Origin of the sequence: Mycobacterium simulans (assembly GCF_900232995.1) — a bacterium.
Lineage (GTDB): Bacteria > Actinomycetota > Actinomycetes > Mycobacteriales > Mycobacteriaceae > Mycobacterium > Mycobacterium simulans.
This window is the reverse complement of the sequence record NZ_OCVX01000003.1, coordinates 2,330,413-2,355,146: the sequence shown is the minus strand read 5'-3', so window position 1 is coordinate 2,355,146 and position 24,734 is coordinate 2,330,413. Positions and strand designations below refer to the sequence as shown.

The window sequence follows — 24,734 nt, the reverse complement described above, 5'->3', positions numbered from 1 at the left end:
CCTGTTGTGCTGACGGTCACGATAATTTCATTCTCATCCTTGGCGAATCCTACATTCGGGCGCTGAGAATTCAAGGCTGTCTCAGGACCGGATTGGCCCGCTGACCAGCTATGCAATCGCTCAGCGACTTGCGGGATAGGGCCGTTGCAGCAGGCTGGGCGTGGTATCGACGTCCGCTTGCGAGCCACCGGAATGCGAGAGTAAGATTCTCATAATTGTAAGGGAGATTCTTTGAGATGGAGACCGTTGCGTTTGTAGAGGCCTCTCGGTGAAGGCTGCCGTCGTCACCGGTGGCGGGTCCGGCATCGGGCTTGCCGTCGCGCATCGGCTGCGCGCCGACGGCATCGACGTGGCCACCATCGACCTCACACCATCCGACGCCGAGCTTGCCTACACCGCCGACGTGACCGACCGCGCCCAGATCGACGCCGCGCTCTCGGAGATCCGCGGCCGGCTGGGACCCGTCACGATTCTGGTCAATGCCGCCGGCCTGGACGGGTTCAAGCGGTTCACCGCCATTTCGTTCCAGGACTGGCAGCGGGTGATAGACGTCAACCTCAACGGGGTGTTCCATGCGATCCAGGCGGTGCTGCCCGACATGCTGGAAGCCGGGTGGGGACGGATCGTCAATATCTCGTCGTCGAGCACTCACTCGGGTACCGCATATATGTCGCACTATGTGGCGGCCAAGTCCGCGGTCAACGGGCTGACCAAGTCGCTGGCGCTCGAATACGGTCCCAGCGGCATCACCGTCAACGCCGTGCCCCCCGGGTTCATCGACACCCCGATGCTGCGCAATGCGGCCGAGCACGGGTTCCTCGGCGACATCGAGCAGAACATCGCCAAAACCCCGGTACGCCGTATGGGCAAGCCGGAAGACATCGCCGCCGCCTGCGCCTTTCTCGTTTCCGAGGAAGCCGGCTACATCACCGGTCAGATCCTGGGTGTCAACGGCGGCCGCAACACCTGAGCTCAAGGAGACACCGTGAAGGTATGGGTTGATCCCGAACGCTGCCAGGGCCACACGCTGTGCGCGATGATCGCTCCGGATTCCTTCCAACTCAGCGACATTGACGGCAGCTCCTCGGCGATCAGCGAGGTGGTTCCGGCCGATCAGCAAGACCAGGTCCGCGAAGCCGCGCACTCCTGTCCGGAGCAGGCCATCCTCGTCACGGACGAAACATAAAGGGGGGACGGCACCTTGACCGTGGACGACGTCGTCAGCGACAGCGACAGCGATCGGAAGAAGAACCGTTATCAGTTCGATCGGCACGCGGCCGAGTACCGGGGGAAGTTCAAGACCATCACCGAGGAGATGCACGCCAAGTGCCCGATGGCGTGGACCGACACCTACGGCGGGCACTGGGTCGCGGCGGGCAGCAGCGAGGTGTTCGAACTGGCGCGGTGCCCGGCGGTCTCCAACGATCACGATATCCACGGCGAACGACGCGGCTACAAAGGCATTTCCATCCCGACGGCCAGCCGCGTCAGCGCGGTGCGCGGCGGCATTCTGGAGATGGATGACCCCGAGCACCGCACCTATCGCACGGTGCTGAATCCGTATCTGTCCCCGGCCGCGGTCAAGCGCTGGGAGCCGTTCATCGACGACGTGACCCGCGCCTGCCTCGACGAGAAGATCGAGACGGGCCACATCGACTTCGTCGACGACCTGGCCAACATCGTGCCCGCCGTGTTGACACTGGCGATGCTGGGCATCCCACTGAAGAAGTGGAATCTGTACAGCGAGCCGGTCCATGCCGCGGTCTACACCCCGGAGCACTCCCCAGACATCGAGCGCGTCACCGCGATGCACCGGGAAATGGGCCTCGACATGGTCAACAACATGCTCGAGATTCGCGAGAATCCGCGCCCCGGCATCGTGAATGGGCTACTGCAGATGCGGATCGACGGCGAACCCGCGCCGGACCTGGAGATTCTCGGCAATCTCGGCTTGGTCATCGGTGGCGGATTCGACACCACCACGGCGTTGACCGCGCATTCGCTGGAATGGCTTTCGGAGTATCCCGAACAACGAGAACGCCTGCGGGACAAACTGGATACCCTGCTCGACCCGGCGACCGAGGAGTTCTTGCGCTTCTTCACACCGGCACCCGGTGATGGCCGGACCTTCTCCGACGATGTCGAAGTCAACGGTTACCAGTTCAAAGAGGGTGAGCGGCTGTGGATTTCGTGGGCCATGGCCAATCGCGACCCGGCGGTGTTCGCCGAACCGGACCAGCTCATCCTCGACCGTAAAGGCAACCGGCACTTCAGCTTTGGCATCGGCGTGCACCGATGCGTCGGATCGAACGTGGCGCGCACCGTATTCAAGTCCATGCTCACCGCGGTGCTCGACCGGATGCCCGATTACCACTGCGATCCCGATGGCGCCGTGCACTACGAGAGCATCGGCGTCATTCAGGGCATGCGTAAGCTGCCGGCCACCTTCACACCCGGCCGCACCGTCGATGCGGGCCTCGACGAAACCCTGGACAAGCTGCAACGCATCTGCGACGAACAAGAGCTCGCCAGGCCCGTCACCGAACGCAAGGAAGCCGCGGTCATCGACTAATGGCGATCGCAAGCGCGGCGTGGCGATCGCAAGCGCGGCGGAGCCGGGCGCGGCGGGTCGCCACAACGCGGTACAGCCGGGCGCAGCGGGTCGCCACCCAACGTCACGCTGACCACCTGATGGCGGGCCCGTTGACGCGCGCGATTTTTCAGAGTAGGCCTGGGCAGCATGGCCGCGCTCTATATTCAGTCCGAGCACGTGCACTAAAGATGGGAGACGCGTCGGTGAAGACTGTCGCAGTGAGCCTTGCGCTTGCCCTCGTGATTGGCACGGCCGCGCTGACTCCTACGCCCACTGCCCATGCGGACATGCAGATTGGCAACTACACGGCGAACACGGACCGGGATCGCGGCCACAACTGGATTTGGGCGATTCGGCCGTGCGTTTCTCGCGCACCGGGATGCCTGACCATCCAAGGGGTACCGCAACCCAACGGGCAAGCGGCGCCTTACAAGGAAGACGCGTATCTGTCCAATGGCCGCTACACGATGACCGTCGATGTGCCAGATGGTGTGCGCTGCGTGGTCCAGTTTTTTCCCTCGCATGACGTCTATTCGTGGGATGCGGTCACATTGAGCGGTGAATTGGTCACCACATACGACACCGGGTGTGGCGGCGGCCCGGAGGGTACAGACACTTATCCCTTCACGCTCGTGCGATGGTAGCCCGCGAACGCCTTTGCGTGCGGGAACGAATTCCCGTGCTAAGCCCGTTCCGCAGCGACCCTGATGCGCTGACGATGGTGACGGGCGGGACTCGCAGTGGGTGAGGAGACGCCTCCGGAAGATTCGGCCATATCGCAAGCCGACGCGATGGCGTTGCTCGAGGAAGCCGAGGCAGAAGCCGCCGAAGCCGAAGCGTTGGCCGCCGCCGCTCGCGCGCGTGCCCGTGCCGCCCGGCTACGGCGCGAAGTGCGGAAGGCCGAATCCACCGAGTCCGGCGAGGGCGAGGCCGAATCCGCCGAGAGCCCTGAGGCCGAGGCCGCCGACGAACAAGGCCCCGACGTCGAAGAGTCCGATTCGGAGACCGTCGAAGCTGCGGCGCCGGAATCCGCACGGCCGAGGTGGCTGAGGTCCGCCAGCCGGTTGCCGTCACTGTCAGCGACTTTCAAAGTGGTCGCGATCATCCTCATCTGCGCACTTGTTGGCGCCAGCGGATACGTGCTGTGGCAAGAACGTAACGCCACCGAGCGACGGCAGCGCGCCGCGAACTTCATCGCCGGGGCCAAGCAGGGCGTAGTCAACATGGCGTCCTTGGACTTCCGTAGGGCAAAGGATGACGTCCAGCGGCTGCTGGACAGCTCCACCGGCCAGTTCAGGGACGACTTCCAGCAGCGTGCAAAGGATTTCGTGTCGGTGGTCGAGGAGTCCAAAGTGGTCACGCAGGGAACGATCAACGCGGCGGCCGTCGAATCCATGGACGAGCATTCCGCATCGGTGTTGGTCGTGGCGACATCGTCGATCACCAATGCCGCTGGTGCCAAAGACGAACCACGCGTGTGGCGGCTGCGGGTAACCGTGACCGAAGAAGGCGGACAGTACAAGATGTCGAAATTGGAATTCGTACCGTGACCGGTGAAAGGGATGAAACCCACGACATCGAAGCCACCGATGCGGCGACCACGGCTCCCACTCAAGACGACTCCCCCAAACGAGCCAAACGCGAGCGGCGTGACTGGTCACGCGCGCTGCGCAAGGTGAAAGTCGTTCCTGCGACTCTGACACTCCTGCTGCTGATATCCGCCGGTGTGGCGACGTGGCTGTACTTTGAGCGCTACCAGCCGAACCGACGGACCGACCCCAGCGTCGCCCGTGCGGTCGTCACCGCGGCCTCCGAGGGAACGGTTGCGCTGCTCTCCTATTCACCCGAGTCGCTCGACAAGGACTTCGCCACCGCCAAGGCGCACCTTTCCGGGAATTTCCTGTCGTACTACAACCAATTCACCGAGCAGATCGTGGCTCCGGCGGCCAAGCAGAAGTCGCTGAAAACCACCGCCCACGTTGTCGGGACCGCAGTGTCGGAGTTACACCCGGATTCGGCCGTCGTCCTCGTGTACGTCAATCAGACCACCACAAGCAAAGACAAGCCCGACCCCGCCATGTCGGCCAGCAGCGTCCTGGTGAGCATGACCCGCGTCAACGGCGCCTGGCTGATCACCAAGTTCGACCCGGTCTAGTCTCTCCGCCGAGCAGACGCAGAATCGCACAAAATCACGAGATTTTGTGCGATTCTGCGTCTGCTCGCGGGAAAACCTAGCCGCGGGGCAACCCGAGCACGCGCTGGGCGATGATGTTGCGCTGGATTTCCGACGTGCCACCGGCGATGGTGCCGGAGAAGCTGCGGGCATAACGCTCGAACCAGCTCGCGAAATAGTGGTCCAGGTTCATCGGTGCATACGGACCGCTCAGCGCCGGATGGATGAGCCCGTCGGACCCGGCGGCGTGCAGGGCATGTTCGTATGCGCCCCGCTCGGCTTCAGAGCCGAGCAGCTTGAGCACCGACAGTTGGGCCACGTCGTCTTCGCCCCGGGCGGCGCGTGCCAGCGCCACGGAACCCAAGAGCCGCAACGCATGTTTGTCCATGATCGCGGTTGCGTAATAGTCCCGATCGAGCGCCGTGCCAGGACGGAAATCGGCGATCATGTTGTCCAGCCGGTCAGCGAACCCCAGCCACATCATGGTGCGCTCGTGCCCGAGGGACCCGTTGGCTACCGCCCAGCCCTGGTTGAGCTCACCGACCAGGTTCTCCGCCGGAACCCGCACATCGGTGAAGAACACCTCGTTGAAATCCAGGTCGTCGGCCGAGCAGATCGACGGGAACGGCCGCCGCACGATGCCCTCGGTATCCGTCGGGATCACTAAGGCGCTGATGCCCTTGTGTTTTGGCGCGTCGGGATCAGTGCGTACAAACGTCAACAACACGTCGGCATCATGGGCGCCGGAGGTCCACACCTTCTGGCCGTTGACCACGAAGTGATCGCCCTCGCGCACCGCACTGGTGCGCAACGACGCCAAGTCCGAACCGGCACTCGGCTCGCTCATCCCCAGCGAGGCCGTGATCTCGGCGCGCAGGATCGGCACCGCCCAGCGGTGCTTTTGCTCCTCGCTTCCGAACGACAACAGCGAGGCCGCAACGATATTCACGCCTTGCGGGTTGAGGCTGTGATAGATCCGGCGGCGGCACAGTTCTTCCAGGTACACGAACTGCTGCAGCACCGTGGCATTGCGCCCACCGAATTCCGATGGCTGACTTGGTAATAGCCAACCATTGTCGAAAAGCAGTCGCTGCCAACGTCGCGCCCACAGCGGCATGTGTGACACCGAGCGGGGACGCTCCAGGGTTTCGCTTGCCGGCGGCAGATTTGCGTCGAGGAAGGCCGCAAACTCGGCACGGAACGCCTCGACATCGGGATCAAAAGTCAGCTGCACGGTACTCCTCGGCGATCTGCGCACGATGCTCGGCGGCGCCGCCGAGCATCAGCTCGCCCGCTTTGGCTCTCTTCAGCGCGAATTGCAGGTCGTTCTCCCACGTGAATCCCATTGCGCCGTGCAGTTGTAAGCCATGACGAAACACCAGCGACTGGCACTCCCCCGCCGATGCCTTGGCCATCGCGGCCGCCAGCCGGCGCCGGGGGTCGTCGGCCGCGATGGTCAACGCGGCGAAGTACGCGAGTGCCCGAGCGCGTTCCACCGCGACGTGCATATCAGCAGCCTTGTGTTGGACCGCTTGGAATGAGCCGATCGGTACCCCGAATTGATGACGGCTGCGGACATGCTCGAGCACCAGATCGAGGATGCGTTGGCAGGCGCCGACCATCGTCATGGCCATGCCCGTCAGCGCGATCTGACGCGCCCGCTCGCGGTCCACGGTCACCCGGGCACTGTCGGGCACCCGCACCTCGCCGAACGTCAAGTCGGCGACATGCAACACCGGGTCGAAAATGGATTCGCGCCGCTTGAAAACCGCACCGGCCACCTGACTGGCTTCGACGAGGAAAACCCCGGCCTCCGTTGCCACCGCCAGCCGGTCCGCACGATCGCCGTCGAGGACATGGCGGGCCGTCCCGTCCAACACCCAACCGTCGGCGTCCCGGCGCGCGGTCACCCCGCCGTAGACGGCGGTACCCGACACGTGCGGGTCGAATCGATCCCCGGCCAACGGCGCGAACTGGCTCATCGTGGCTAGGAACGGCGTGGGATCGGTCGCGTGACCCAGCTCTTCGAGTACGATTGCCAACTCCACCGCACGGGCTGGGTCGTTCAGCTCGGTCCAGCCAAGGTCCAGATAGACCTTCCATAGCGGGCTCGGGTCGACGCCATTCTCGGCCACACCTCGCACCAACGACGGCGGACATTGCTTAGCGACCACATCGCGAACCGTTTGCTGCCATAGCCGCTGATCAGCATCGAACTCCAACAACATCGCAGGCTGCCTCCCGTCGTCACCGTTCTCAGCGAGAATAACATTCTCTATAGCGGAAGTAGTAATCTCTCAATCTGGCTATGAGGTGCAGATTGACCATGAAGGGACCGCGATGCTGGATGCCGCCACACTGTGTGAGATCGAGGCGATCAAGCAGCTCAAGGCCCGATACTGCCGCTACCTGGACACCAAACGGTGGGACGACTGGCGGCAGCTATTCACCGACGATTTCGTGAGCGATACCTCGCCGTCCGGCGGGCAACTCATCCGCGGCGCCGACGAGTTTGTGTCCTATGTGCGCAACGCCCTGGGGAAGCCATCACAACCGACGGTGCATCAGGTGCACGCGCCCGAGATCGAGCTGACGTCCGCGACGACCGCGACCGGGATCTGGGCGCTGCAGGACGTGGTGCGCTTGGCACCGGGCGTCAACCTCAACGGGCAAGGTCACTACCACGAGACCTACGAGAAGGTCGACGGTCGCTGGCTGATCAAGACCTCCACGCTGACCCGGTTACGTGAGGACATCTTCAATCCTCTTTTCTCGGTGCGCATTTCGCCGCGGCTGCGTGACGCGGGTGCCGCCCTGACGCGCAGGTTGGGTCGATGACAGGGCACACGATTCTTGTCACCGGCGCTTTCGGCCAGGTGGGCAAGCTGTGCACCGAGATCCTGCTGCGCCGGGGCCACACCGTGATCGCGATGGACGTAACCAACGACAATTCGGCTGCGATCGTCACGTGCCCCGGCGCGCTGATACCGACGCACACCGATCTCACGGACGCTGACGCCGTCGTCACCGTGGTGGCCCGCCATCAACCGGTCGCGATCGTTCACCTGGCGGCGATCGTCGCGCCTCCCTCATATCGCAATCCCGGGTTGGCACGCAGAGTTAACGTGGACGGAACCCGAAACCTGGTGAAGGCGGCGCAAACATTAGGCGATCCACCGTTTGTCGTGTTCGCCTCCAGCGCCGCGGTCTACGGCGCCCGTAACCCGCACCGCTATCCCGAACGCATCACCGGTGATACCCCAGTGAATCCGATCGATCAGTACGGTGAGGACAAGATTCTGGCCGAGGCCGCCATCGCGGAAATCGGTCTGCCGCATGCCATATTGCGGCTGGGTGCGATCGTCTCGCCCGACGGCGCTGCCAATCTGGACGCCGACTACCTGCTGCTGGTGCGGGCTACCCCAACAGACAACCGCATGCACGCCGTCGATGCCCGCGATGTCGCGCTGGCCTTCGCCAACGCCGTCGACCGTCGGGCCATCATCGATGGGAAGGTGCTCGTGGTTGCCGGCAATGAAACCTACGTCCAGCTGATGAGCGACCTGCAGGACGACATGATGGCCGCCGTCGGCATTGGCCGCCTCGGCCCGTCGGCCGGGCTGCCCGGTGATCCCGACGACGACCGCGGTTGGGCCTTCGCCGGCTGGTTCGATACCGCCGAATCCCAAGCACTACTTGGCTATCAGGAACATGACTGGCCAGGCACCGTCGCCTGGATCACGGAATCGATGGGCCGGCGCCGCATTCTGCTCAAGGCGCTCGGCCCGGTGGTCCGCCCGACGATGCGCGCACTACTGCTCCTACAACGCCGGCTCGAACATCGCGGTCCTTACGCCGACCCGTGGACCCTCATTGGCAACAAGTTTGGCCCTGAAGCGCTCGCACCCACGACCCGCGAACGTCAATGACCACTGCACGGGCGAAGAAGCTGGTCATCGGCGCCAGCGGCTTCCTGGGTTCGCATGTCACCCGCCAACTCGTGGCGGCCGGCGAAGACGTGCGGGTCATGGTGCGGCACACCAGTTCTACCAAGGGCATCGACGACCTCGACGTCGAACGCTGCTACGGCGACATCTTCGACGATGCGGCGCTGCGTGCTGCGATGGCAGGCTGCGACGTCGTCTACTACTGCGTGCTCGACGCACGGATGTGGCTGCGCGACCCCACCCCCTTGTTTCGCACCAACGTCGAAGGCCTCCGGCATGTGCTCGATGCGGCGGTTGCCGCTGATCTACGAAAGTTTGTATTCACCAGCAGCACAGGCACACTGGCGATCAACGACCATCGCGCTGTTACCGAAGACGATCCACATAACTGGACCGACGGCGGTGCCTACATCGAATCACGGGTTCTGGCTGAGGATTTGGTCATGCGTTACGCCCGGGACGAAGGGCTTCCAACGGTCGCCCTGTGTGTCTCGACCACCTACGGGCCCCGGGATTGGGCGCCGACGCCACACGGGTCGCTCATCGCCCGAGTCGCCACCGGACGGTTCCCGTTCTATCTCGGGTTCTCCTCCGAGGTCGTCGGCATCGAAGATGCTGCCCGCGCAATGCTTCTCGCGGCCGATCGGGGTCGCGACGGTCACCGCTATATCATCTCCGATCGCTACATGAGCACCCGCGAGATCCACGCCATAACGGCTCGCGCCGTCGGTCGACGCCCGCCGCGCATCCCGATTCCACTGTCCGTTTTGCGTGCCGTAGCGCGCCTCAACGATCTCGCCGCCCGGGTGTTACGTCGCGACCTGCCGTTTGCTTATGTCGGCATCCGCATGGCGGAACTGATGTCGCCGCTCGACCACGGCAAGGCCGAACGCGAACTCGGCTGGACACCCGAGCCCGTCGAAGAATCCATCCGTAAGGCCGCCCGGTTCTTCGCCGCGCGCCCAGCCGAGTAGCGCTTCGCCCGACTGGTCCCAGACCGCGAGTCAATCACCGGACGCCCAAACCTCACGGGGGCGCTCGTGGACTTAGAAGCCGGTAATATAGAAGATGATTTTTTCGAACACGTAAATATTGGGTTTCGTGCGGCTTCGCCCCACATCCATCGGCGGATCGAACATGAGGCAATGAAGATGTTGAGGTTGTACAGGGGTCATCACACGACAACAAAGCTTCGGCATCGCGTCGCGCTTGCGGTCGCCGCCCTAGCCGGTGCCGGCTTGGTCCTGCCATTGCATTCGGCGGAGGCCCACACCCACAAACCAGTCGCGCATGCGGACAAGGGTTCGATCGCCGTTGTGCGGCCTGTCCCTCCGTCCACCCGTTACGGCGCGATTGCCGTTGCCGATAACGGCGCAATAGGCAAAGCGTGGCGCCATCGAAGCCGCGCAGATGCGGATCAAGCCGCATTGAGACAATGTGGCAGCCCTGGCTGCAAGGTGGTCAGCAGGTTCATCGGCTGCGGCGCCGTCGCGCACGACGGTTCGCTCTACCACGGTGGAATCGGCCCGACCCGTCCGTCCGCAGAACAGAACGCCATGACCAGGCTCGGCGGCGGGTGGATCGTCACCTGGGCGTGCAACTAAACGTCTTTGCTCCTGCATCGCCGACCCGCGGGCCGACGCGCCGCCGGGACATGTTGTTCTGATGCTACGAACGGAAGTTGGTCCAGGATGCCAGCTCCCCGCAATCTTCCGTGCGGGCACCACGAGCCGAAGGGGCGTCAAGGCCGGCCTGAATCCCAGCGTGCTGATCGACGTGCTCGACGCGAGTTTGAGCGGGACAAGCACAAGCCGCGACAAGTGCTGCAGACGATTCGGTCACGCACGTTCGAATACGGCTTTACCGCCGGACTGTTGGTCAACATTTACGGTTCTGCGTCGAGGAAGCTAAACGCTTGGCTCACAATCGAAGTCGCTGGACATTGATGACTCCAACGACCACCGGTCTGAAGGCGGTGCGCAGCAGCGGATGCTCCAACACCGGCGGGCTATCGGTCTGGGCGCAATACTGCACCTACATCGCTGGCTGCGGCAACTCGGGTAAGGGCGGTCTGATTCAGCACAATGTGTTCGCCGAATCGGCTACGCGAGCGCACTGAGCAACGACATTGAGCTGCTCAGCAACACTGTGCACCACGCATTCCTGGCCACCATTCGAGACACGCGCTAAAGACGACCAGGGAAGGCGGGATCATCTCGACGCCCTAATGCGCTGAGGCCTTACTCCACATCAGCAACGGGTCAGGGGCGGCTTAACATCACAACATGCCTCAGACTGAAGGGCAGCCAGTGGACAGTCCTGCGATTGACAGGAGTACGCGGCCACATTGGTTGCGGACTGGATACAAGTTTTTTCCTTTTGCCGCGCCGCAGTCCGGTCAGTGGTGGGTGCTGCGAATTAACCACGGATTCCCGGAGCACGACCTGTACACCTTGTTCGTCGACGGTAGGCCCGTTGCCGACGTCACGGGCAAACCCGACGACCGATCCCCATTGGTCTCCAGCGTGGCGGCACTTAAGCCGTACAACCACACGGCCGCCGAGCCGGCGCTTGATGCCGATATGGCGGCAGCGGTGGTGAGTACCGTCTCGCGCTACGCCAACTACGGCAGCGAATACGACGAACCGTGCATCTTCTGCTCCGATAACTACGACGGAATGGCCCGCATCTAGGCGAGAATCGTCGTCAATATCAACGAGGGCCGGCTTAGCGTCCCTGACGGGGGACAGAAGGGCCTTATATCGATGTATCCCCGCCAAGGAGGGAGCGGAGTGGTCGTACTCGGACCCGACTGGACCTGGACGCCGCCCTGGGTGAATAACTATGTCCCCATCAACTGAGCCCACCGAATCCCAGCGCGAATTCGCTGCCGATGTGCTGCAAAACCTCTTGCGGCGCATAGCAGAGAACAACAACGGCGGCCGTTATACGTTCCTGGTCTCGCACGCCTGGGCTGAAGGTTCGACGATATTTCTCGTGTACACGGCACCGCCATCAGACATCACCTGGGGACTCGTGCGTGACACCAGAGAATCCCTCATCGACCCCGGCCCGTGGAACGCCGCCGACGATCCTGCCCTGTACTACTACCTTCTCGACCTTGAAGGCATCCAGCCGACCGGGTCCTCGTCCCACCCGGGAGAGCCGGACACTATCGCGTGGCTCGGCGATCAACGCGAAGGTCTCCCAGAGCGCTTGTCGGACATTCCCGAGTCCTACCGGCACACACCGCCGCCGATATCCGCGGCGGAAACACGGCAGGAAACCCCGCCGGTTATCGAACCCCGCTGGTACGCGAACCCCCTATAGGCGCCCACCGTCTACGCCCAACCGGCTGAGACAGAATCCGGTCACTCCTGAATCTCTAGGAACCAAACATCTTCTCGGAGCGAGATTGTCGGATCCTGGCCCTGAAATCCAGTTGTCCGGTAAGCCTGGGCGTGTAACGCTGCGGATCGTGCAGATGCATCCCGGCCAGTTGTCCGTTCGAATCCTGACGGTTCGCACGCTGGTCGCTGAGCAGTTCCCCCAATGGCGGCATCTGCGTGTTCACGCTGTACAGAGTCCGGGCACGGTAAACGCGATCTTCCGCGTTGGCGATCAGATGGTGGCGCGCTTTTCGCTGGAACCCGATGACGTGGCAACCACACGCGAACGACTTCAGCTTGAGGCGGCAGCCGCCGAGGAACTATTCAACCGGTCACCATTCCCCACACCGCGACCGATCGCCATCGGTGAACCTGGTGTCGGCTACCCACTGCCGTGGTCGATCTTCACCTGGCTTCCCGGTGATACCGCGACTGCCGACAATTGTCGTGAATCCGCTACGTTCGCAATTGATTTGGGCAGGTTCATCTCTGCCGTGCGGGCAATAGACACGCGCCAGCGAGCCTATGACGGCAAGGGGCGCGGCGGCGACCTGCTCTCCCACGACGAATGGATGCAGGAATGCTTGACCCGTAGTGAAGGCCTACTCGACGTCGCTACGTTTCGAGCAATCTGGACCGAGATGTGCAGCATTCCCCGCGGCGACAACCCGGACCTCATGAACCACGGCGACCTCATTCCCCCGAACATATTGACGGCTGGCGGGCACATTATTGGCGTGCTCGATGTCGGGGGCCTTCGAGCAGCCGATCCCGCACTCGATTTGGTGAGCGCCTGGCATCTCCTGGACACCAGACGCCGCCATCTGCTTAGGGACTACCTCGGCTGCGACGACGCGGAATGGCAGCGGGGACGAGCCTGGGCCTTCGAGCAGGCGATGGGCGCGGTCTGGTACTACGTCGAAACCAATCCAACTATGAGCATGGGCTGCCGGCGCACCCTTGAACGCATCGTCACCGATATGCGGGCCTGAGCCCGCGCCGCTACTCGCTCGAGGTGCCGGTCGGCGTCGCGAACCAGTCATCAGCTCTATCGGTTGACGAGTAGGAGAATGATATTATACCTATTGAAGAACAACACTTGCGAATGTGCCGGCGCTAGCCGCGCCTAGCAGGACAAATGGTTAACCGAAATGCTTAGCGTTGATCGGCGGACTGGAAATGTCAGGTGATCTATTAGTTGATCGGGCGAGGCTCGCCATAGCTGCCAACGCCGGAGGATCCCCGTCGTGATCGAACATGCAGACGGAACGCGTACGCCAGTCATCGACGCCAGCGTGCACATCTTCTTTCCGTCCAACAAAGACTTGCGCTCCTTCCTGCGGGAGCCGTTCAAGAGCCGCGGCTTCCCCGACTATGAGATGGATTGGTACGGAGCACCGGGCAGCGAGTACGCGCCGAACACCGAGGGACCAAACCGCCGCTACCCCGGTTCGGACCCGGAATTCGTTGGCAATGAACTGTTTTCGAAGCGCGGCGTCGACGTGGCGATCCTGCATCCGATGGGACGCGGCATCATGCCGGACCGTCACCTCGGCAGCGCACTGCATGCCGCGCACAACGAGATGATGGTTTCGCGTTGGCTGGAACACGACGAACTCGGCGACCGGTTCCGCGGCACCATCCGAGTGAACCCCGACGACATTGCTGGCGCGCTGCGCGAAGTCGCGAAGTGGCGTGAGCATCCGCGGGTGGTCCAAATCGGCGTCCCGCTGCAGTCCCGCGAGCTCTACGGCAAACCCCAGTTCTGGCCACTATGGGAAGCAGCCGCCGCCGCGAACCTGCCGGTGGCGGTACACATCGAGTCGGGTGAAGGCATCGGATTTCCCCCGACGCCGTCCGGGCACACCTTGACGTATGAGCAATACGTCAGCTTCATGGCGCTGAACTACCTGTACCACCTCATGAACATGATTGCCGAAGGAGTATTTGAACGGTTTCCCACGCTGAAGTTCGTCTGGGCCGACGGCGCGGCGGACTTCGTGACGCCATTCATCTGGCGGATGGACGTTTTTGGACGGCCACACCTCGAACAGACACCCTGGGCGCCGCGGATACCCAGTGACTATTTGCCCGGCCACGTGTATTTCGTGCAGGGCGCAATGGACGGTCCCGGCGACGTCGAGTTCGCCGGGGAGTGGTTCGGCTTCACCGGCAAGGACGACATGGTGATGTACGGCTCCAGCTATCCGCACTGGCAGTGCGGTGATATCAGCAAACTGCCCAGAGCGCTGTCGACCGAGCAGCGCGAGAAGGTGTGCTGGCGTAACGCGGCTCAGCTCTACGGGATCGACATTTCTGTCGACCTGGCAAGTGGGTAGTCGCAGAATGGACTGTGAACAAGGGAGATCACGATGACGTTGACACACACGCAGGAACGTGTTCCTGCCGTCGAGCGCATAGCTGTCCGGTGCGTCGACTCAGATGTCCACCCGGTGCCCAAGCGCGGCGAGATTACCCAGTACATCCCAGAACCGTGGCGTAGCAAGTTCTTCCTCGACCACAAGGTCGGCGAGCTGATCTACTACGACGCCCCCGACTACGCGCACAGCTTCGCGATGCGCGTGGATACCTTCCCAGCCGACGGCGAATTCCCAGGCAGCGACCCGGATATGGCGTTCCGCCAGGCGATCCTGGAAGCTGGCTCGGACATCGCAATCCTGGAGCCCGGCGGTCGCACGCCGCGTCTGGGCGAAGCGCACCAGGCGTACTCGTCGGCACTTAACCAGTGGCAGGCCAATCACTGGCTGGACAGCCACAACAACTGGCACCAGCGCTGGCGAGGATCGATCTGCGCGGCCGTCGAAGATCCCGACGGCGCCGCACGCGAGATTGAAAAGTGGGCCGGACACCCATATATGGCACAGGTTCTGATCAAGGCCGAGCCGCGGCCATCATGGGGCCACCCGAAGTACGACCCGGTATGGGCGGCAGCCACCAAGCACGACATCACCGTGAGCTGTCACCTGTCGCGCAGCAATTACGAGATGTTGCCAACACCGCCGGTCGGCTTCCCCAGCTACAACCACGACTTCATGGTGACGTACTCGCTGCTGGCCGCAAACCAGGTGATGAGCCTGATCTTCGATGGCGTTTTCGACCGGTTCCCGACCCTGCGGATCGTGTTCGTCGAGCACGCGTTCACCTGGATCCTGCCGCTGATGTGGCGTATGGACGCGATTTACGAAGCACGTAAGTCCCGGATGGATATCAAGCGCAAGCCGTCGGAGTACGTCAAGGAACACATCAAGTTCACCACGCAACCGCTGGACTACCCGGAAGACAAGACCGAGTTGACTCGCGCGCTGGAGTGGATGGAGTGCGACAAGATCCTGCTCTACTCGTCGGACTACCCGCATTGGACTTTCGACAACCCGCGGTGGTTGGTCAAGCACCTTCCCAAGGCAGCGAGAGAAGCCGTGATGTTCAAGAACGGCATCGCGACCTATCACCTGCCGGAGACGGTTCCGGTCCTCGAGGGTCAAACCCGGGTGTTCTAAATGCCGAAGGAGACTACGCGACCCCGCCTCGCCCAGGGCCGCGAGCATATCGTCGCGACAGTGGACGAAATTCCGCCCGGCACACACAAGCTGGTGCCGATCGGACGCCACGGCGTTGGCGTCTACAACGTCAACGGCACGTTTTACGCGATCGCGAATTACTGTCCGCACCAGGGCGGCCCGCTGTGCTCCGGGCGTGCCCGCGGTCGCACCATCGTGGACGAAAGCGCCGCTGGAGACGCCGTCATGGTGCGCGATTTGGAGTACATCTACTGCCCATGGCATCAATGGGGTTTCGAGTTGGCGACCGGCACCACCGCGGTCAAGCCGGAGTGGAGCATTCGCACCTATCCGGTGCGGGTGGTTGGTAAAGACGTGCTGGTGATGGCATGACACCCGTTATCGAGGTGAACGGCGGCAACGTCGTCTACGAAATCCTCGGCGAATCAGGCGATCTCATCGTGCTGACACCGGGCGGCAGGTTCAGCAAGGATGTCCCCGGCCTGCGTCCGCTGGCTGAGGCACTCGTTGACGGCGGCTACCGCGTGCTGCTGTGGGACCGGCCAAATTGCGGCGCATCCGATGTGCAGTTCTACGGGCAAAGCGAGTCGCACATGCGCGCCGAAACCTTGCACGGACTGCTGAGCGCACTTGGTGTCGAGCGGTGCATCCTCGCCGGCGGCTCTGGTGGAGCAAGGGATTCCATGCTGACCACCATGCTCTATCCAGAGCTGGTCACCAAGCTAGTGGTCTGGAACATCGTGGGCGGCATCTACGGCACGTTCGTGTTGGGTTCCTACTATGTGGTGCCGAGCATCCTCGCGGTGCGCGGAACGGGAATCGAGGGACTGCTCAAGGTCCCCGAGTGGCGCGAGCGTATTGAGGAGAACCCGAACAACAAGCAACGATTCCTCGACCTCGACCGCGACGAGTTCCTCAAGGTGATGTTGCGCTGGCTCAACGCATTTGTGTCGAAGCCTGGTCAGACCATCCCCGGCGTCGAGGACGAAATGTTCGAACGCATCACGGTGCCCACCCTCATCATCCGTGGCGGTGAGAACGACTGGGATCACCCCAAACGCACGTCGCTAGAAGTGAGCTGCTTGATCAAAGGATCATCGCTCATTGACCCACCCTGGCCCGAGGATGCGTGGGAGCGAGCGGCGGAGGAGCGGGCAGCCGGCAAAGTGAAGCACTTCAACATGTTCGACACCTGGGTGCAGGCGGCACCGGCGATACTGGAATTCCTGGACTCATGATGACTCAACATGCACTACTCAGTGCGAATGTGGACCTCGCAGTTCAGCGACGCCTCAAGCGCCGTGTGGATGCGGCTTTCCGGGACGCGTTCGAGGTCGGCTTCGCGCAACGTCACGTAGACGACGTCAAATCCATCGTCGCCAGGAACGCGGACAATCTCGCCGCTGAGCCCAAATGCGGACAACACACCGCGGGCATCGTCGTCAGTTCCCCTGCTGACGAAGGTGACCACGCCGGCCACCGGGGAGGTATTGAACGCGTTGCTGCACAAGTCAATTGCGGCCTGCTTGGCCGCATCGGCATTGTCACACTCGATGAGCAGTTGCACGTCGCGGCCACGGTCGCTTTCGACGACGTTGGCGCCAGTTTCTCCGGTGAGCCCAAGGAGCGCAGCCATGCCCTCGCGTAACTGTGCCGGGGTGAGCACACCGGTCGGGTCGACGTTGACGCGCACCACCGCAGTCCGCATGCCGGCTAGCCTAACTGCTAGGACCGCGGGATAGCCCATGGAGACCACGGCACCAGTCCTCACCGTCGCCGCGTGGCCGGGGTGCACACCCCGACTACTGGGCGTGGCCGGTCACGGGCGGGAAGACTTCGCGGCGTATCGGGCGCTCGGTGGTTACCACCCGTTGGCTAGCGTCAAGGACTTGCTTGACGAAGTCGAAACCAGTGGACTGCTCGGCCGCGGCGGCGCCGGCTTTCCGCTGGCGATCAAACTGCGTTCGGTGCACGACAATGGGCGGGTCGCCGGCGGCTGCGGCGTCGTCGCCAATGGCGAAGAGGGAGAACCGGCTTCGATCAAGGACCGCTGGCTGCTGCGCAATCGGCCGCACATGGTTCTGGACGGACTGCGCTTGGCCGCGGCGATCGTGGCCGCCGAGCGAGCCTACGTCTATGTGTCCGACCAGGAATCCGCGCGCAGCGTCGAAGCCGCGCTGAGCGAACTCGACTCCAGCTCCCTGGGCATCGGCGTCGACCTATGGACGGTGCAGCCGGGATATGTGGCGGGTGAGGAGACCGCGGCCGTTCGCGCAATCAACGGCGGCCCGGCCAAGCCGACCGACAAGCCGCCGCGCCCCCTCGAGTTGGGCGGCGGCGATCGCCCGACGCTGGTGAGCAATGTCGAGACCCTGGCCACCCTGCCCTTCCTGCAACGCCACGGCTCCGCGGCGTTCCGCTCGCAAGGCACCACGCTGTCCCCCGGTACGTTCCTGGCGACTATCACCGGCGCCGGACGCGCGGCGGGGCTCTACGAGCTGCCACATGGGTTGCCGTTCACCGAACTGCTTGCTCTGCACGGCATTTCGTCAGAGCAGGTGCGTGGCGCGCTGCTGGGCGGCTACTTCGCCGGCTTACTCAACCGGACCGTGCTGGATACCACCTTGGACCATGAGACGATGCGGCGGTTCGGCAGCGGGCTAGGGTGCGGTGCCGTTTCGGTGATCACCGACGATTGCCCGGTTGCGGTGGCGGCGTCGGTGCTGGCCTACTTCGACCGCGAAAACGCCGGGCAGTGCGGATCGTGTTTTAACGGCACGGCGGCGATGGCGGCCGTTGCTGGGGCGCTTCGCGATTCGGTCGCGACGACGAAGGATCTCGATCGGCTGCGCCGCTGGTCGGTGGTGTTACGCGGGCGCGGAGCGTGCGCGACACTGGACGCCGCCACCAACGTCGCCGCCAGCCTGCTCAACCAGTTTCCCGACGAAGTGGCACGCCATCTCGCCGGCGCGTGCGTGGACTGCCTAAGCAGAACGGGTGGCGCATTTCGCGCCGACCGTCCCTACGAGGCCGAGGCGGTGGGGCAGGTATGAAAATCCGCCTCGACCGCACCGTGTGCGATGGCTTCGGCGTGTGCGCCAAGCACGCGCCCCGCTACTTCTCGCTCGACGACTGGGGATACGCGTCCCTGGTTGGGGACGGCACCGTCCCGGACGAAGACCGCGACGCGGTCATGCGGGCCCTGCTGGACTGCCCGGTGCACGCCATTACCGAGATGGGTGACCGACGGCCCCGCCAGTCTGCCCAGCCGAGCACCCCCGCCAGCTCCGAAGATCCCGCCGAGAACGTCAAAACCGAGTCGAACGAAGCGCAGTGGGGGTTCACGCGTTGACCAAACGGTGCGCCGGGCTCGTTGCCATGGTGACCGGAAGCAGCAGGGGTCTGGGCAAGGCGATCGCCCAGAGATTGGCCGACGAGGGCGCCACCGTCGCCCTCACCGCCCGCACCATGGAGCCCGATCCCAAATACCTGGGATCCCTGCAACAGACACTTGCCGAGATCACGTCCAGCGGCGGTTCGGCGATTGCGGTGCAGGCGGACCTCTCCAAACCCGAGGAACGGGAACGGCTTTTCGCCGCGGTCGTCGACCGTATCGGCGCACCGGACATCCTCGTCAACAACGCGGCCGTCACGTTCTTGCGGCCGCTCGATGAGTTCCCCGAACGGCGGGTGCGCCTCATGATGGAGATGCATGTGCTCGCGCCGCTACACCTCACCCAGCTGGCAGTACCGGCGATGCGGGAGCGTCGTCGCGGCTGGGTAGTGAATGTGACCTCGGTCGGCGGAGATCTTCCCGACGGTCCGCCTTTTGCCGAGTTCGACCGCAGCGCGGGATTCGGGATATACGGCACGGTCAAGGCCGCACTGAATCGGCTCACGAAAAGCCTTGCAGCGGAACTGTATGACGACGGCATAGCCGTCAACGCCGCCGCCCCGTCAAATCCGGTCGCCACACCCGGCGCGGGCACCCTCGATCTGGCCAAGACCGACACCGAGGGTATCGAGCTGATCACGCAGACGGCGCTTGAACTGTGCACCTGTGACCCGAAATCGATGACCGGACGGATCGCTCACACGCAACCCTTCCTGCGTGAACTTGGATGGTTGAGCTGACCGAACTTTCCCTCAATCAGATGTGCAGCCGACTTCCCCACATCGAGGGTCTGCGCCCGCTGACCGGCGGCGCATCGAGCCTCACCTACGCCGGGCAGCTGGCGGGAGCGCGCGTAGTGGTGAAGGTCGCCCCACCCGGACTGGCACCGACTCGGCATCGAGATGTGTTGCGTCAGTGCCGCATCATCAAGGCACTCGGTCCCACGCCGGTGCCCGTCCCGGCAGTGTTGTGGGAGGACGCGGGCAACCCGCCCGAAGAGCCCCCGCTGTTCGTGATGTCCTGGGTCGATGGGAGTTCGCTAGAGCCGCTGTTCGATCTCGACTACGCGGGTGACAAGAAACCCATTGTGGCCGAGCGGTTTCGGCGCGCCGCGGCCATAATGGCCCAGCTGCACCGGATCCCACCCGCCGCCATCGGGCTGGAAACCGAACCGGTGACTACCGCCGAGGCTGAAATCGACCGCTGGTGTCAAGCATTGGAGACGGTGGATCAAGCGCTGACGCCGGGATGGTCGGACGTCGGCATCGCGCTGCGCGCTTCGGTGCCGTCCCCGTTGTCCCCGGCCGTCGTCCACGGGGACTTTCGGCTTGGCAATCTGCTCGCCGTCGATGACAGTATTACCGGGGTTATCGACTGGGAGATTTGGTCCGTGGGTGACCCGCGTATCGACGCCGGATGGTTTCTCATCAATAGCGATCCGCAAACGTATCGACGTGTCACGCCGTACGTTGGCGCAACGCCGAGTCCAGCCGAACTGGCATCGATATACCGCGATTCGGTCGGACATGCCATGCCCTATCTCGACTGGTTTCAGGCGCTGGCCTGCTTCAAGTCGGTGGCGACCTGGTCGCTGATCGTCAAGCACAACCGTCGGCGCGCCCGGCCCGACGCAGGGGTGGAAGCGATGTCGAAAGTACTGCCCCACTTGCTCTCCCGCGCGACGGCATTGCTCGGCTAGGAGCGCGGAATACCGGCAAGCCGTGCGGCGTACTTAGCCTCCGCGGCCTGCCGCAGCCGCAACAGGTGCTCGGATGGAAACATGTCCGGAGCGGCCTTGCGGTCTTTGAGGAGCAGCCGGGCCAGTGTGGTCTTGTGCACCTCGGTCGGACCGTCGGCCAGCCCGAGCACAAACGACTCCACCAGATGCTGGACGAATGGCATCTCGTGGGTGGTGCCCAGCGAACCGTGCACCTGCAACGCGCGTGCCGACACGTCGTGCAGGACCTTCTGCATCATCGCCTTGACCGCCGAGATGTCGGCACGGACGGCTTTGTAGTCGTTGTGCTGGTCGATCTTCCACGCGGTCTGCAGCGTTAGCAGGCGGAATGCCTCGATCTCCATCCACGAATCGGCGATCATCTCCTGCACCAGCTGCTTATCGCCGAGCATCTCGCCTTGGGTACGCCGGGAAACCGCCCGCTCGCACAGCATGCCGAAGATTCGACGAGCCAAGCCCACGGTGCGCATGGCGTGGTGGATGCGCCCGCCGCCGAGCCGAGTTTGGGCCACCACAAAGGCCCCGCCCCGCGGGCCGAGCATGTGGTCGGCCGGAACCCGGACGTTCTCGTACCGCACATAGCACTCGCGCCCACCGCCGATTGGCTGATAACCCAGGCCCACTTCGCGCACGACGTTGATCCCCGGCGTCTCCGCGGGAACCACGAACATCGAATGCCGCTCGTAGGGCGCGGCTTCCGGATCCGTTACGGCCATGACGATCAGGAACGACGCCAGCGACGCAAAGGAGGAAAACCATTTCTCGCCGTTGATGATCCAGTGGTCGCAGTCTTGCGCGGCCGTCGTCGTGAATACCTTTGGGTCGGAGCCACCTTGGGGTTCTGTCATCGAGAAGCACGACACAATCCGGTTATCCAGCAGCGGTTCCAGATAGCGCTTCTTGAGTTCGGGGGTTCCGTAGTGGGCGAGGATTTCACTGTTGCCCGAATCGGGTGCCTGAGAACCGAAAACAATGGGTGCGCATTCGGATCGGCCGAGGATTTCATTGAGCAACGCCAGTTTCAACTGCCCGTACCCGGGCCCACCCAGATGCGGGCCGAGATGCGTAGCCCACAGGCCGCGCTCTTTCACGATTTTCTGCAGCGGCGGGATCAGCGCCTGGCGGACCGGGTCACCGAGGTCATGGGATTCCTTGACGAGGAGATCGACGGGCTCGCATTCGCTGCGCACAAAGTCGTCGACCCACGCCAGCTGCGCCGCCCACTCAGGGTCCGTGGAAAAGTCCCACGCCATAATGGTCCTCTCTGCATCGAGCCTGCACTCAGATCGCGTTTTTTCCAGAAATCGCGCCGTGAGCGCGGTTTCGGCGCTGACTCGAACTCATTGCGACCACTTCTGACGAAGCGCGGCGGCCTCCTCGGTCGCATGACTAATCACCTGGTTGCGGTTCTCCAGTTCGATCGCCGGAGCAAACCCCGCGGCGTCCGTATTCACTTGCAGCGCACGCTTTGTCAACTGAACGCCAAGCGGCGCGAGATCGGCGATGCGCCCGGCCAACTCGAGCGCGCAGTCGATAAGCCGCTCGGGTTCTACAAGTTGGCTTATCAGTCCGCGGCGGTCGGCCTCCTCGGCGGACACGGTGCGGCCGGTCAGCATCCAGTCCGCGGCGACGCTGGTTCCCACGACGCGGGGCAGGTGGTAGCTCATGCCCATCTCCGCGCCTGATAGGCCCAACAGGACCGCGGCGTTGCCGAATGTCGCAGCCGTCGAGCAAATCCGGATGTCCGCGGCCAGACACAAAGACAGTCCAGCACCAACGCAGGGCCCGTTGACCGCGGCGATAACCGGCTGCGGCAGGTCTCGGATCGCCTGTGGCACCGCCGCCATAGCCTCCTGGAAACGCAATCGCTCAATGGCCGGATCGGTGGCCTCCAGCATGCCGGTCCCAAAGTTGTGCACATCTATGCCAGAACAGAATCCGCGGCCCGCACCGGTGACAACTAGGACATGCACCGAAGTGTCAGCGGCCAGCGCGGCGAACGTTCGGTGGAACTCCGCCAGCATTGCGTCATTTATTGCGTTCAGCCGCTCCGGGCGGTTGAGCCGGATCACCACAACACCAGGACGCGGCGTCTCCTGGACCAACGTTTCCGTCACATCAGACCCCTGCTCGTCCCTGCTCAAGGATGATAACGTAATTCTCGGTTTCGCATAATGGTCGTACCACCGAATGCTCGACTCCCGGAGGTGACGTGTCAGCAGCACCCGGACGCCCGCTGCCCCTGGTCACCGATGAGAACGAGTTTTTCTGGACCTCGGGTGCCGACGGCAAGTTGCGCTTTCAGGAATGCAGGGCATGCAAAGCGCTCATTCATCCGCCCGCCCCGGTGTGCCGCTACTGCCGGTCCCGCAAAATCGGAGTTCGGGCCGTTTCGGGCAAGGCGACCCTGGCGGGATTCACGGTGAACCATCGCTTCAGCCTGCCCGGGATGCCGGCGCCCTATGTCATCGCGCAGGTGGCGATCGTCGAAGACCCGCGAGTCCGGCTGACCACCAACATCGTGGAGAACGATCCCGAGCAGCTCCAACTCGGTCAGCCGATGGAGGTCGTCTTCGAGCAGATCGAGGACGTGTGGCTGCCCCTGTTTCGGTCGATCCCGGATACCCAGCCCGGTCCCCTACCCGACGACGAGATCGCCCCCGAGCGCTTTGGCGAATACGTGCGCCCCATGCTGACCACAGAGAAGTTCGAGGATAAGGTCGCGCTCACCGGCATCGGCATGTCACCGATCGGCCGCCGGTTGATGGTTCCGCCGCTGTCGCTGACGGTGCAGGCGTGCGAGGCCGCGATTGCCGATGCGGGGCTGACGTTCGCCGACATCGACGGGCTGTCGACATACCCCGGCGGCGGGAATCTCGGCGGGTTCGGCGAGGGCGGCGTGACCGCGCTGGAGGCGGCGCTGGGCATCCGGCCGACATGGCACAACGGCGGCATCGAGACTTTCGGCCCGGGCGGATCTGTGATCGCGGCGATGCTCGCGATCGCCGGCGGTCTGGCTCGTCACGTGCTCTGTTTCCGGACGCTGTGGGAAGCCACCTACAACGAGCTGATGAAGCAGGGCAAGATCACGCCGAGCATGGGGCGCACCACCAGTTGGCAGTTCCCGTTCGGCGCCACGTCCGCCGCGCACACCTTGGCGATCAACGCGCAGCGGCACTTTCATCGTTACGGCACGACGAAAGAGACGCTGGGCTGGATCGCGTTGAACCAGCGCTCCAATGCCGAACTCAACCCGACCGCGGTCTATCGGTCACCGATGACCATGGATGACTATCTGAACGCGCGGCCCATCACAACACCTTTCGGCCTCTACGACTGCGACGTGCCGTGCGACGGCGCCATAGCCGTCGTCGTCTCTGCGGTCGACGCCGCCCGCGACCTGGCCAAACCACCGGTGCTGGTGGAGGCGGTGGGAACACAGATCATCGAGCGAATCGATTGGGACCAAAGCACTCTCACTCATGAACCGCAGGTGCTGGGCCAGGCAGCGCACGTGTGGACGCGTACCTCGCTTCGGCCCGCAGACGTCGACGTCGCCGAGCTTTATGACGGGTTCACCATGAACTGCCTGTCCTGGATCGAGGCGCTGGGGTTCTGCGGGATCGGCGAGGCCAAGGAGTTTCTGGACGGCGGCAAGAACATTGCCCGCGACGGTCTGTTGCCCCTGAATACCCATGGCGGCCAGCTCTCGCACGGCCGCACCCACGGCATGGGTCTGCTGCATGAAGCCGTCAGCCAATTGCGCGGTGAGGCCGGCGCACGCCAGGTCGCCGATGCCCGGGTCGGTGTGGTCAGCAGCGGCGGCCTCACTCCCAGCGGCGTGCTCTTGCTCAGGGCCGACGCATGAGCACCGCGCCGGCGACGATGCAGAGCGAAGCGATGAGGAGGAGCGGCGCATGAGCGCCGCGCCGGCGACGATGCAGAGCGAAGCGATGAGGAG

28 protein-coding genes are annotated in these 24,734 nt (G+C 63.6%); 23 read left to right on the top strand and 5 right to left on the bottom strand.

The features are described 5' to 3' along the window. Positions 1-268: 268 nt before the first annotated feature. From MSIMFI_RS11430 to MSIMFI_RS11405, 6 genes are all read left to right on the top strand, one after another. Positions 269-970, top strand: coding sequence for an SDR family NAD(P)-dependent oxidoreductase (locus MSIMFI_RS11430; protein ID WP_191497284.1), 702 nt, complete (start codon positions 269-271; stop codon positions 968-970). Positions 971-985: 15 nt separating this feature from the next. Then, positions 986-1,186, top strand: a complete 201-nt coding sequence (locus MSIMFI_RS11425) for a ferredoxin (protein WP_191497283.1) — start codon at positions 986-988, stop codon at positions 1,184-1,186. A gap of 15 nt (positions 1,187-1,201) precedes the next feature. Then, on the top strand, positions 1,202-2,572 hold the full coding sequence (locus MSIMFI_RS11420; protein ID WP_191497282.1) for a cytochrome P450: 1,371 nt from the start codon (positions 1,202-1,204) through the stop codon (positions 2,570-2,572). A 209-nt stretch (positions 2,573-2,781) separates the two neighbouring features. Beyond that, positions 2,782-3,237 (top strand): hypothetical protein, encoded by a 456-nt coding sequence (locus MSIMFI_RS11415; protein WP_191497281.1) that lies wholly within the window; start codon positions 2,782-2,784, stop codon positions 3,235-3,237. Positions 3,238-3,384: 147 nt separating this feature from the next. Then, complete coding sequence (locus tag MSIMFI_RS11410; protein ID WP_396820195.1) at positions 3,385-4,143, top strand: hypothetical protein; 759 nt, start codon at positions 3,385-3,387, stop codon at positions 4,141-4,143. Continuing rightward, the gene (locus MSIMFI_RS11405; RefSeq protein WP_396819837.1) at positions 4,140-4,748 is read left to right on the top strand and encodes a hypothetical protein; all 609 of its coding nucleotides are present in this window, start codon (positions 4,140-4,142) and stop codon (positions 4,746-4,748) included. Before MSIMFI_RS11410 ends, MSIMFI_RS11405 begins: the two co-directional genes overlap by 4 nt. Before the next feature lie 76 nt (positions 4,749-4,824). On the opposite strand, the gene MSIMFI_RS11400 is transcribed toward MSIMFI_RS11405, so the two are convergent. Further along, positions 4,825-6,000, bottom strand: a complete 1,176-nt coding sequence (locus MSIMFI_RS11400; protein ID WP_191497279.1) for an acyl-CoA dehydrogenase family protein — start codon at positions 5,998-6,000, stop codon at positions 4,825-4,827. After that, positions 5,984-6,994, bottom strand: a complete 1,011-nt coding sequence (locus tag MSIMFI_RS11395; RefSeq protein WP_191497278.1) for an acyl-CoA dehydrogenase family protein — start codon at positions 6,992-6,994, stop codon at positions 5,984-5,986. Before MSIMFI_RS11395 ends, MSIMFI_RS11400 begins: the two co-directional genes overlap by 17 nt. 112 nt (positions 6,995-7,106) lie before the next feature. On the opposite strand from MSIMFI_RS11395, the gene MSIMFI_RS11390 reads away from it, so the two are divergent. The 12 genes from MSIMFI_RS11390 to MSIMFI_RS11335 all read left to right on the top strand — a co-directional run bounded on the left by MSIMFI_RS11390 (position 7,107) and on the right by MSIMFI_RS11335 (position 16,879). Beyond that, complete coding sequence (locus MSIMFI_RS11390) at positions 7,107-7,604, top strand: nuclear transport factor 2 family protein (RefSeq protein ID WP_191498145.1); 498 nt, start codon at positions 7,107-7,109, stop codon at positions 7,602-7,604. Continuing rightward, complete coding sequence (locus MSIMFI_RS11385) at positions 7,601-8,695, top strand: NAD-dependent epimerase/dehydratase family protein (RefSeq protein ID WP_191497277.1); 1,095 nt, start codon at positions 7,601-7,603, stop codon at positions 8,693-8,695. Before MSIMFI_RS11390 ends, MSIMFI_RS11385 begins: the two co-directional genes overlap by 4 nt. Continuing rightward, entirely contained in the window at positions 8,692-9,687 is a 996-nt protein-coding gene (locus MSIMFI_RS11380; protein WP_191497276.1) for an NAD-dependent epimerase/dehydratase family protein, read from the top strand. Before MSIMFI_RS11385 ends, MSIMFI_RS11380 begins: the two co-directional genes overlap by 4 nt. A 177-nt stretch (positions 9,688-9,864) precedes the next feature. Beyond that, entirely contained in the window at positions 9,865-10,317 is a 453-nt protein-coding gene (locus tag MSIMFI_RS11375; protein ID WP_191498144.1) for a DUF4189 domain-containing protein, read from the top strand. 341 nt (positions 10,318-10,658) lie between these two features. Next, on the top strand, positions 10,659-10,832 hold the full coding sequence (locus tag MSIMFI_RS11370; protein WP_191497275.1) for a hypothetical protein: 174 nt from the start codon (positions 10,659-10,661) through the stop codon (positions 10,830-10,832). Between the two features lie 166 nt (positions 10,833-10,998). Next, positions 10,999-11,406, top strand: coding sequence for a hypothetical protein (locus MSIMFI_RS11365; protein WP_224770155.1), 408 nt, complete (start codon positions 10,999-11,001; stop codon positions 11,404-11,406). 151 nt (positions 11,407-11,557) lie between these two features. Further along, positions 11,558-12,043, top strand: coding sequence for a hypothetical protein (locus MSIMFI_RS11360; protein WP_191497274.1), 486 nt, complete (start codon positions 11,558-11,560; stop codon positions 12,041-12,043). A gap of 154 nt (positions 12,044-12,197) precedes the next feature. Further along, a complete protein-coding gene (locus tag MSIMFI_RS11355) occupies positions 12,198-13,094 on the top strand; it encodes an aminoglycoside phosphotransferase family protein (RefSeq protein ID WP_191498142.1) in 897 nt (298 codons plus the stop codon). 255 nt (positions 13,095-13,349) lie between these two features. After that, on the top strand, positions 13,350-14,441 hold the full coding sequence (locus MSIMFI_RS11350) for an amidohydrolase family protein (protein WP_191497273.1): 1,092 nt from the start codon (positions 13,350-13,352) through the stop codon (positions 14,439-14,441). A gap of 33 nt (positions 14,442-14,474) precedes the next feature. Beyond that, the gene (locus MSIMFI_RS11345; protein ID WP_191497272.1) at positions 14,475-15,620 is read left to right on the top strand and encodes an amidohydrolase family protein; all 1,146 of its coding nucleotides are present in this window, start codon (positions 14,475-14,477) and stop codon (positions 15,618-15,620) included. Beyond that, entirely contained in the window at positions 15,621-16,013 is a 393-nt protein-coding gene (locus tag MSIMFI_RS11340; protein WP_186244670.1) for a Rieske (2Fe-2S) protein, read from the top strand. Then, positions 16,010-16,879, top strand: coding sequence for an alpha/beta fold hydrolase (locus tag MSIMFI_RS11335; RefSeq protein WP_191497271.1), 870 nt, complete (start codon positions 16,010-16,012; stop codon positions 16,877-16,879). The genes MSIMFI_RS11340 and MSIMFI_RS11335 overlap by 4 nt, the downstream gene beginning before the upstream one ends. Before the next feature lie 14 nt (positions 16,880-16,893). Here the strand turns inward: MSIMFI_RS11335 and MSIMFI_RS11330 are convergent, their stop codons facing one another. After that, positions 16,894-17,349, bottom strand: a complete 456-nt coding sequence (locus MSIMFI_RS11330; protein ID WP_191497270.1) for a hypothetical protein — start codon at positions 17,347-17,349, stop codon at positions 16,894-16,896. 37 nt (positions 17,350-17,386) lie between these two features. Here MSIMFI_RS11330 and MSIMFI_RS11325 point away from each other — a divergent pair, with 37 nt between their 5' ends. The 4 genes from MSIMFI_RS11325 to MSIMFI_RS11310 are packed head-to-tail and all read left to right on the top strand — an operon-like array spanning position 17,387 to position 20,734. Continuing rightward, complete coding sequence (locus MSIMFI_RS11325; protein WP_191497269.1) at positions 17,387-18,694, top strand: NADH-ubiquinone oxidoreductase-F iron-sulfur binding region domain-containing protein; 1,308 nt, start codon at positions 17,387-17,389, stop codon at positions 18,692-18,694. Next, positions 18,691-18,993, top strand: coding sequence for a ferredoxin (locus tag MSIMFI_RS11320; RefSeq protein WP_191497268.1), 303 nt, complete (start codon positions 18,691-18,693; stop codon positions 18,991-18,993). The genes MSIMFI_RS11325 and MSIMFI_RS11320 overlap by 4 nt, the downstream gene beginning before the upstream one ends. 26 nt (positions 18,994-19,019) lie before the next feature. Beyond that, positions 19,020-19,775 carry an SDR family NAD(P)-dependent oxidoreductase gene (locus MSIMFI_RS11315; protein ID WP_191498141.1) on the top strand — a complete coding sequence of 252 codons (756 nt, stop codon included), beginning with the start codon at positions 19,020-19,022 and terminating at the stop codon, positions 19,773-19,775. Continuing rightward, positions 19,763-20,734 (top strand): phosphotransferase family protein, encoded by a 972-nt coding sequence (locus MSIMFI_RS11310; protein WP_191497267.1) that lies wholly within the window; start codon positions 19,763-19,765, stop codon positions 20,732-20,734. The genes MSIMFI_RS11315 and MSIMFI_RS11310 overlap by 13 nt, the downstream gene beginning before the upstream one ends. Here MSIMFI_RS11310 and MSIMFI_RS11305 read toward each other — a convergent pair. Together MSIMFI_RS11305 and MSIMFI_RS11300 are read right to left on the bottom strand one after the other, a co-directional pair. Then, on the bottom strand, positions 20,731-22,026 hold the full coding sequence (locus tag MSIMFI_RS11305) for an acyl-CoA dehydrogenase family protein (RefSeq protein WP_191497266.1): 1,296 nt from the start codon (positions 22,024-22,026) through the stop codon (positions 20,731-20,733). The genes MSIMFI_RS11310 and MSIMFI_RS11305 overlap by 4 nt on opposite strands. Positions 22,027-22,113: 87 nt before the next feature. Next, positions 22,114-22,890 (bottom strand): enoyl-CoA hydratase/isomerase family protein, encoded by a 777-nt coding sequence (locus tag MSIMFI_RS11300; RefSeq protein ID WP_191498140.1) that lies wholly within the window; start codon positions 22,888-22,890, stop codon positions 22,114-22,116. A 95-nt stretch (positions 22,891-22,985) separates the two neighbouring features. On the opposite strand from MSIMFI_RS11300, the gene MSIMFI_RS11295 reads away from it, so the two are divergent. Next, complete coding sequence (locus tag MSIMFI_RS11295) at positions 22,986-24,641, top strand: thiolase C-terminal domain-containing protein (protein ID WP_191497265.1); 1,656 nt, start codon at positions 22,986-22,988, stop codon at positions 24,639-24,641. Positions 24,642-24,734 lie beyond the last annotated feature (93 nt).

Coding starts and splice junctions, on each gene's coding strand:
- MSIMFI_RS11415 (WP_191497281.1), top strand. CDS start 2,782: ATGGGAGACGCGTCGGTGAAGACTGTCGCAGTGAGCCTTGCGCTTGCC.
- MSIMFI_RS11410 (WP_396820195.1), top strand. CDS start 3,385: ATGGCGTTGCTCGAGGAAGCCGAGGCAGAAGCCGCCGAAGCCGAAGCG.
- MSIMFI_RS11395 (WP_191497278.1), bottom strand. CDS start 6,994: ATGTTGTTGGAGTTCGATGCTGATCAGCGGCTATGGCAGCAAACGGTT.
- MSIMFI_RS11390 (WP_191498145.1), top strand. CDS start 7,107: ATGCTGGATGCCGCCACACTGTGTGAGATCGAGGCGATCAAGCAGCTC.
- MSIMFI_RS11385 (WP_191497277.1), top strand. CDS start 7,601: ATGACAGGGCACACGATTCTTGTCACCGGCGCTTTCGGCCAGGTGGGC.
- MSIMFI_RS11380 (WP_191497276.1), top strand. CDS start 8,692: ATGACCACTGCACGGGCGAAGAAGCTGGTCATCGGCGCCAGCGGCTTC.
- MSIMFI_RS11375 (WP_191498144.1), top strand. CDS start 9,865: ATGTTGAGGTTGTACAGGGGTCATCACACGACAACAAAGCTTCGGCAT.
- MSIMFI_RS11370 (WP_191497275.1), top strand. CDS start 10,659: ATGACTCCAACGACCACCGGTCTGAAGGCGGTGCGCAGCAGCGGATGC.
- MSIMFI_RS11365 (WP_224770155.1), top strand. CDS start 10,999: ATGCCTCAGACTGAAGGGCAGCCAGTGGACAGTCCTGCGATTGACAGG.
- MSIMFI_RS11360 (WP_191497274.1), top strand. CDS start 11,558: ATGTCCCCATCAACTGAGCCCACCGAATCCCAGCGCGAATTCGCTGCC.
- MSIMFI_RS11355 (WP_191498142.1), top strand. CDS start 12,198: ATGCATCCCGGCCAGTTGTCCGTTCGAATCCTGACGGTTCGCACGCTG.
- MSIMFI_RS11345 (WP_191497272.1), top strand. CDS start 14,475: ATGACGTTGACACACACGCAGGAACGTGTTCCTGCCGTCGAGCGCATA.
- MSIMFI_RS11340 (WP_186244670.1), top strand. CDS start 15,621: ATGCCGAAGGAGACTACGCGACCCCGCCTCGCCCAGGGCCGCGAGCAT.
- MSIMFI_RS11335 (WP_191497271.1), top strand. CDS start 16,010: ATGACACCCGTTATCGAGGTGAACGGCGGCAACGTCGTCTACGAAATC.
- MSIMFI_RS11330 (WP_191497270.1), bottom strand. CDS start 17,349: ATGCGGACTGCGGTGGTGCGCGTCAACGTCGACCCGACCGGTGTGCTC.
- MSIMFI_RS11325 (WP_191497269.1), top strand. CDS start 17,387: ATGGAGACCACGGCACCAGTCCTCACCGTCGCCGCGTGGCCGGGGTGC.
- MSIMFI_RS11320 (WP_191497268.1), top strand. CDS start 18,691: ATGAAAATCCGCCTCGACCGCACCGTGTGCGATGGCTTCGGCGTGTGC.
- MSIMFI_RS11315 (WP_191498141.1), top strand. CDS start 19,020: ATGGTGACCGGAAGCAGCAGGGGTCTGGGCAAGGCGATCGCCCAGAGA.
- MSIMFI_RS11310 (WP_191497267.1), top strand. CDS start 19,763: ATGGTTGAGCTGACCGAACTTTCCCTCAATCAGATGTGCAGCCGACTT.
- MSIMFI_RS11305 (WP_191497266.1), bottom strand. CDS start 22,026: ATGGCGTGGGACTTTTCCACGGACCCTGAGTGGGCGGCGCAGCTGGCG.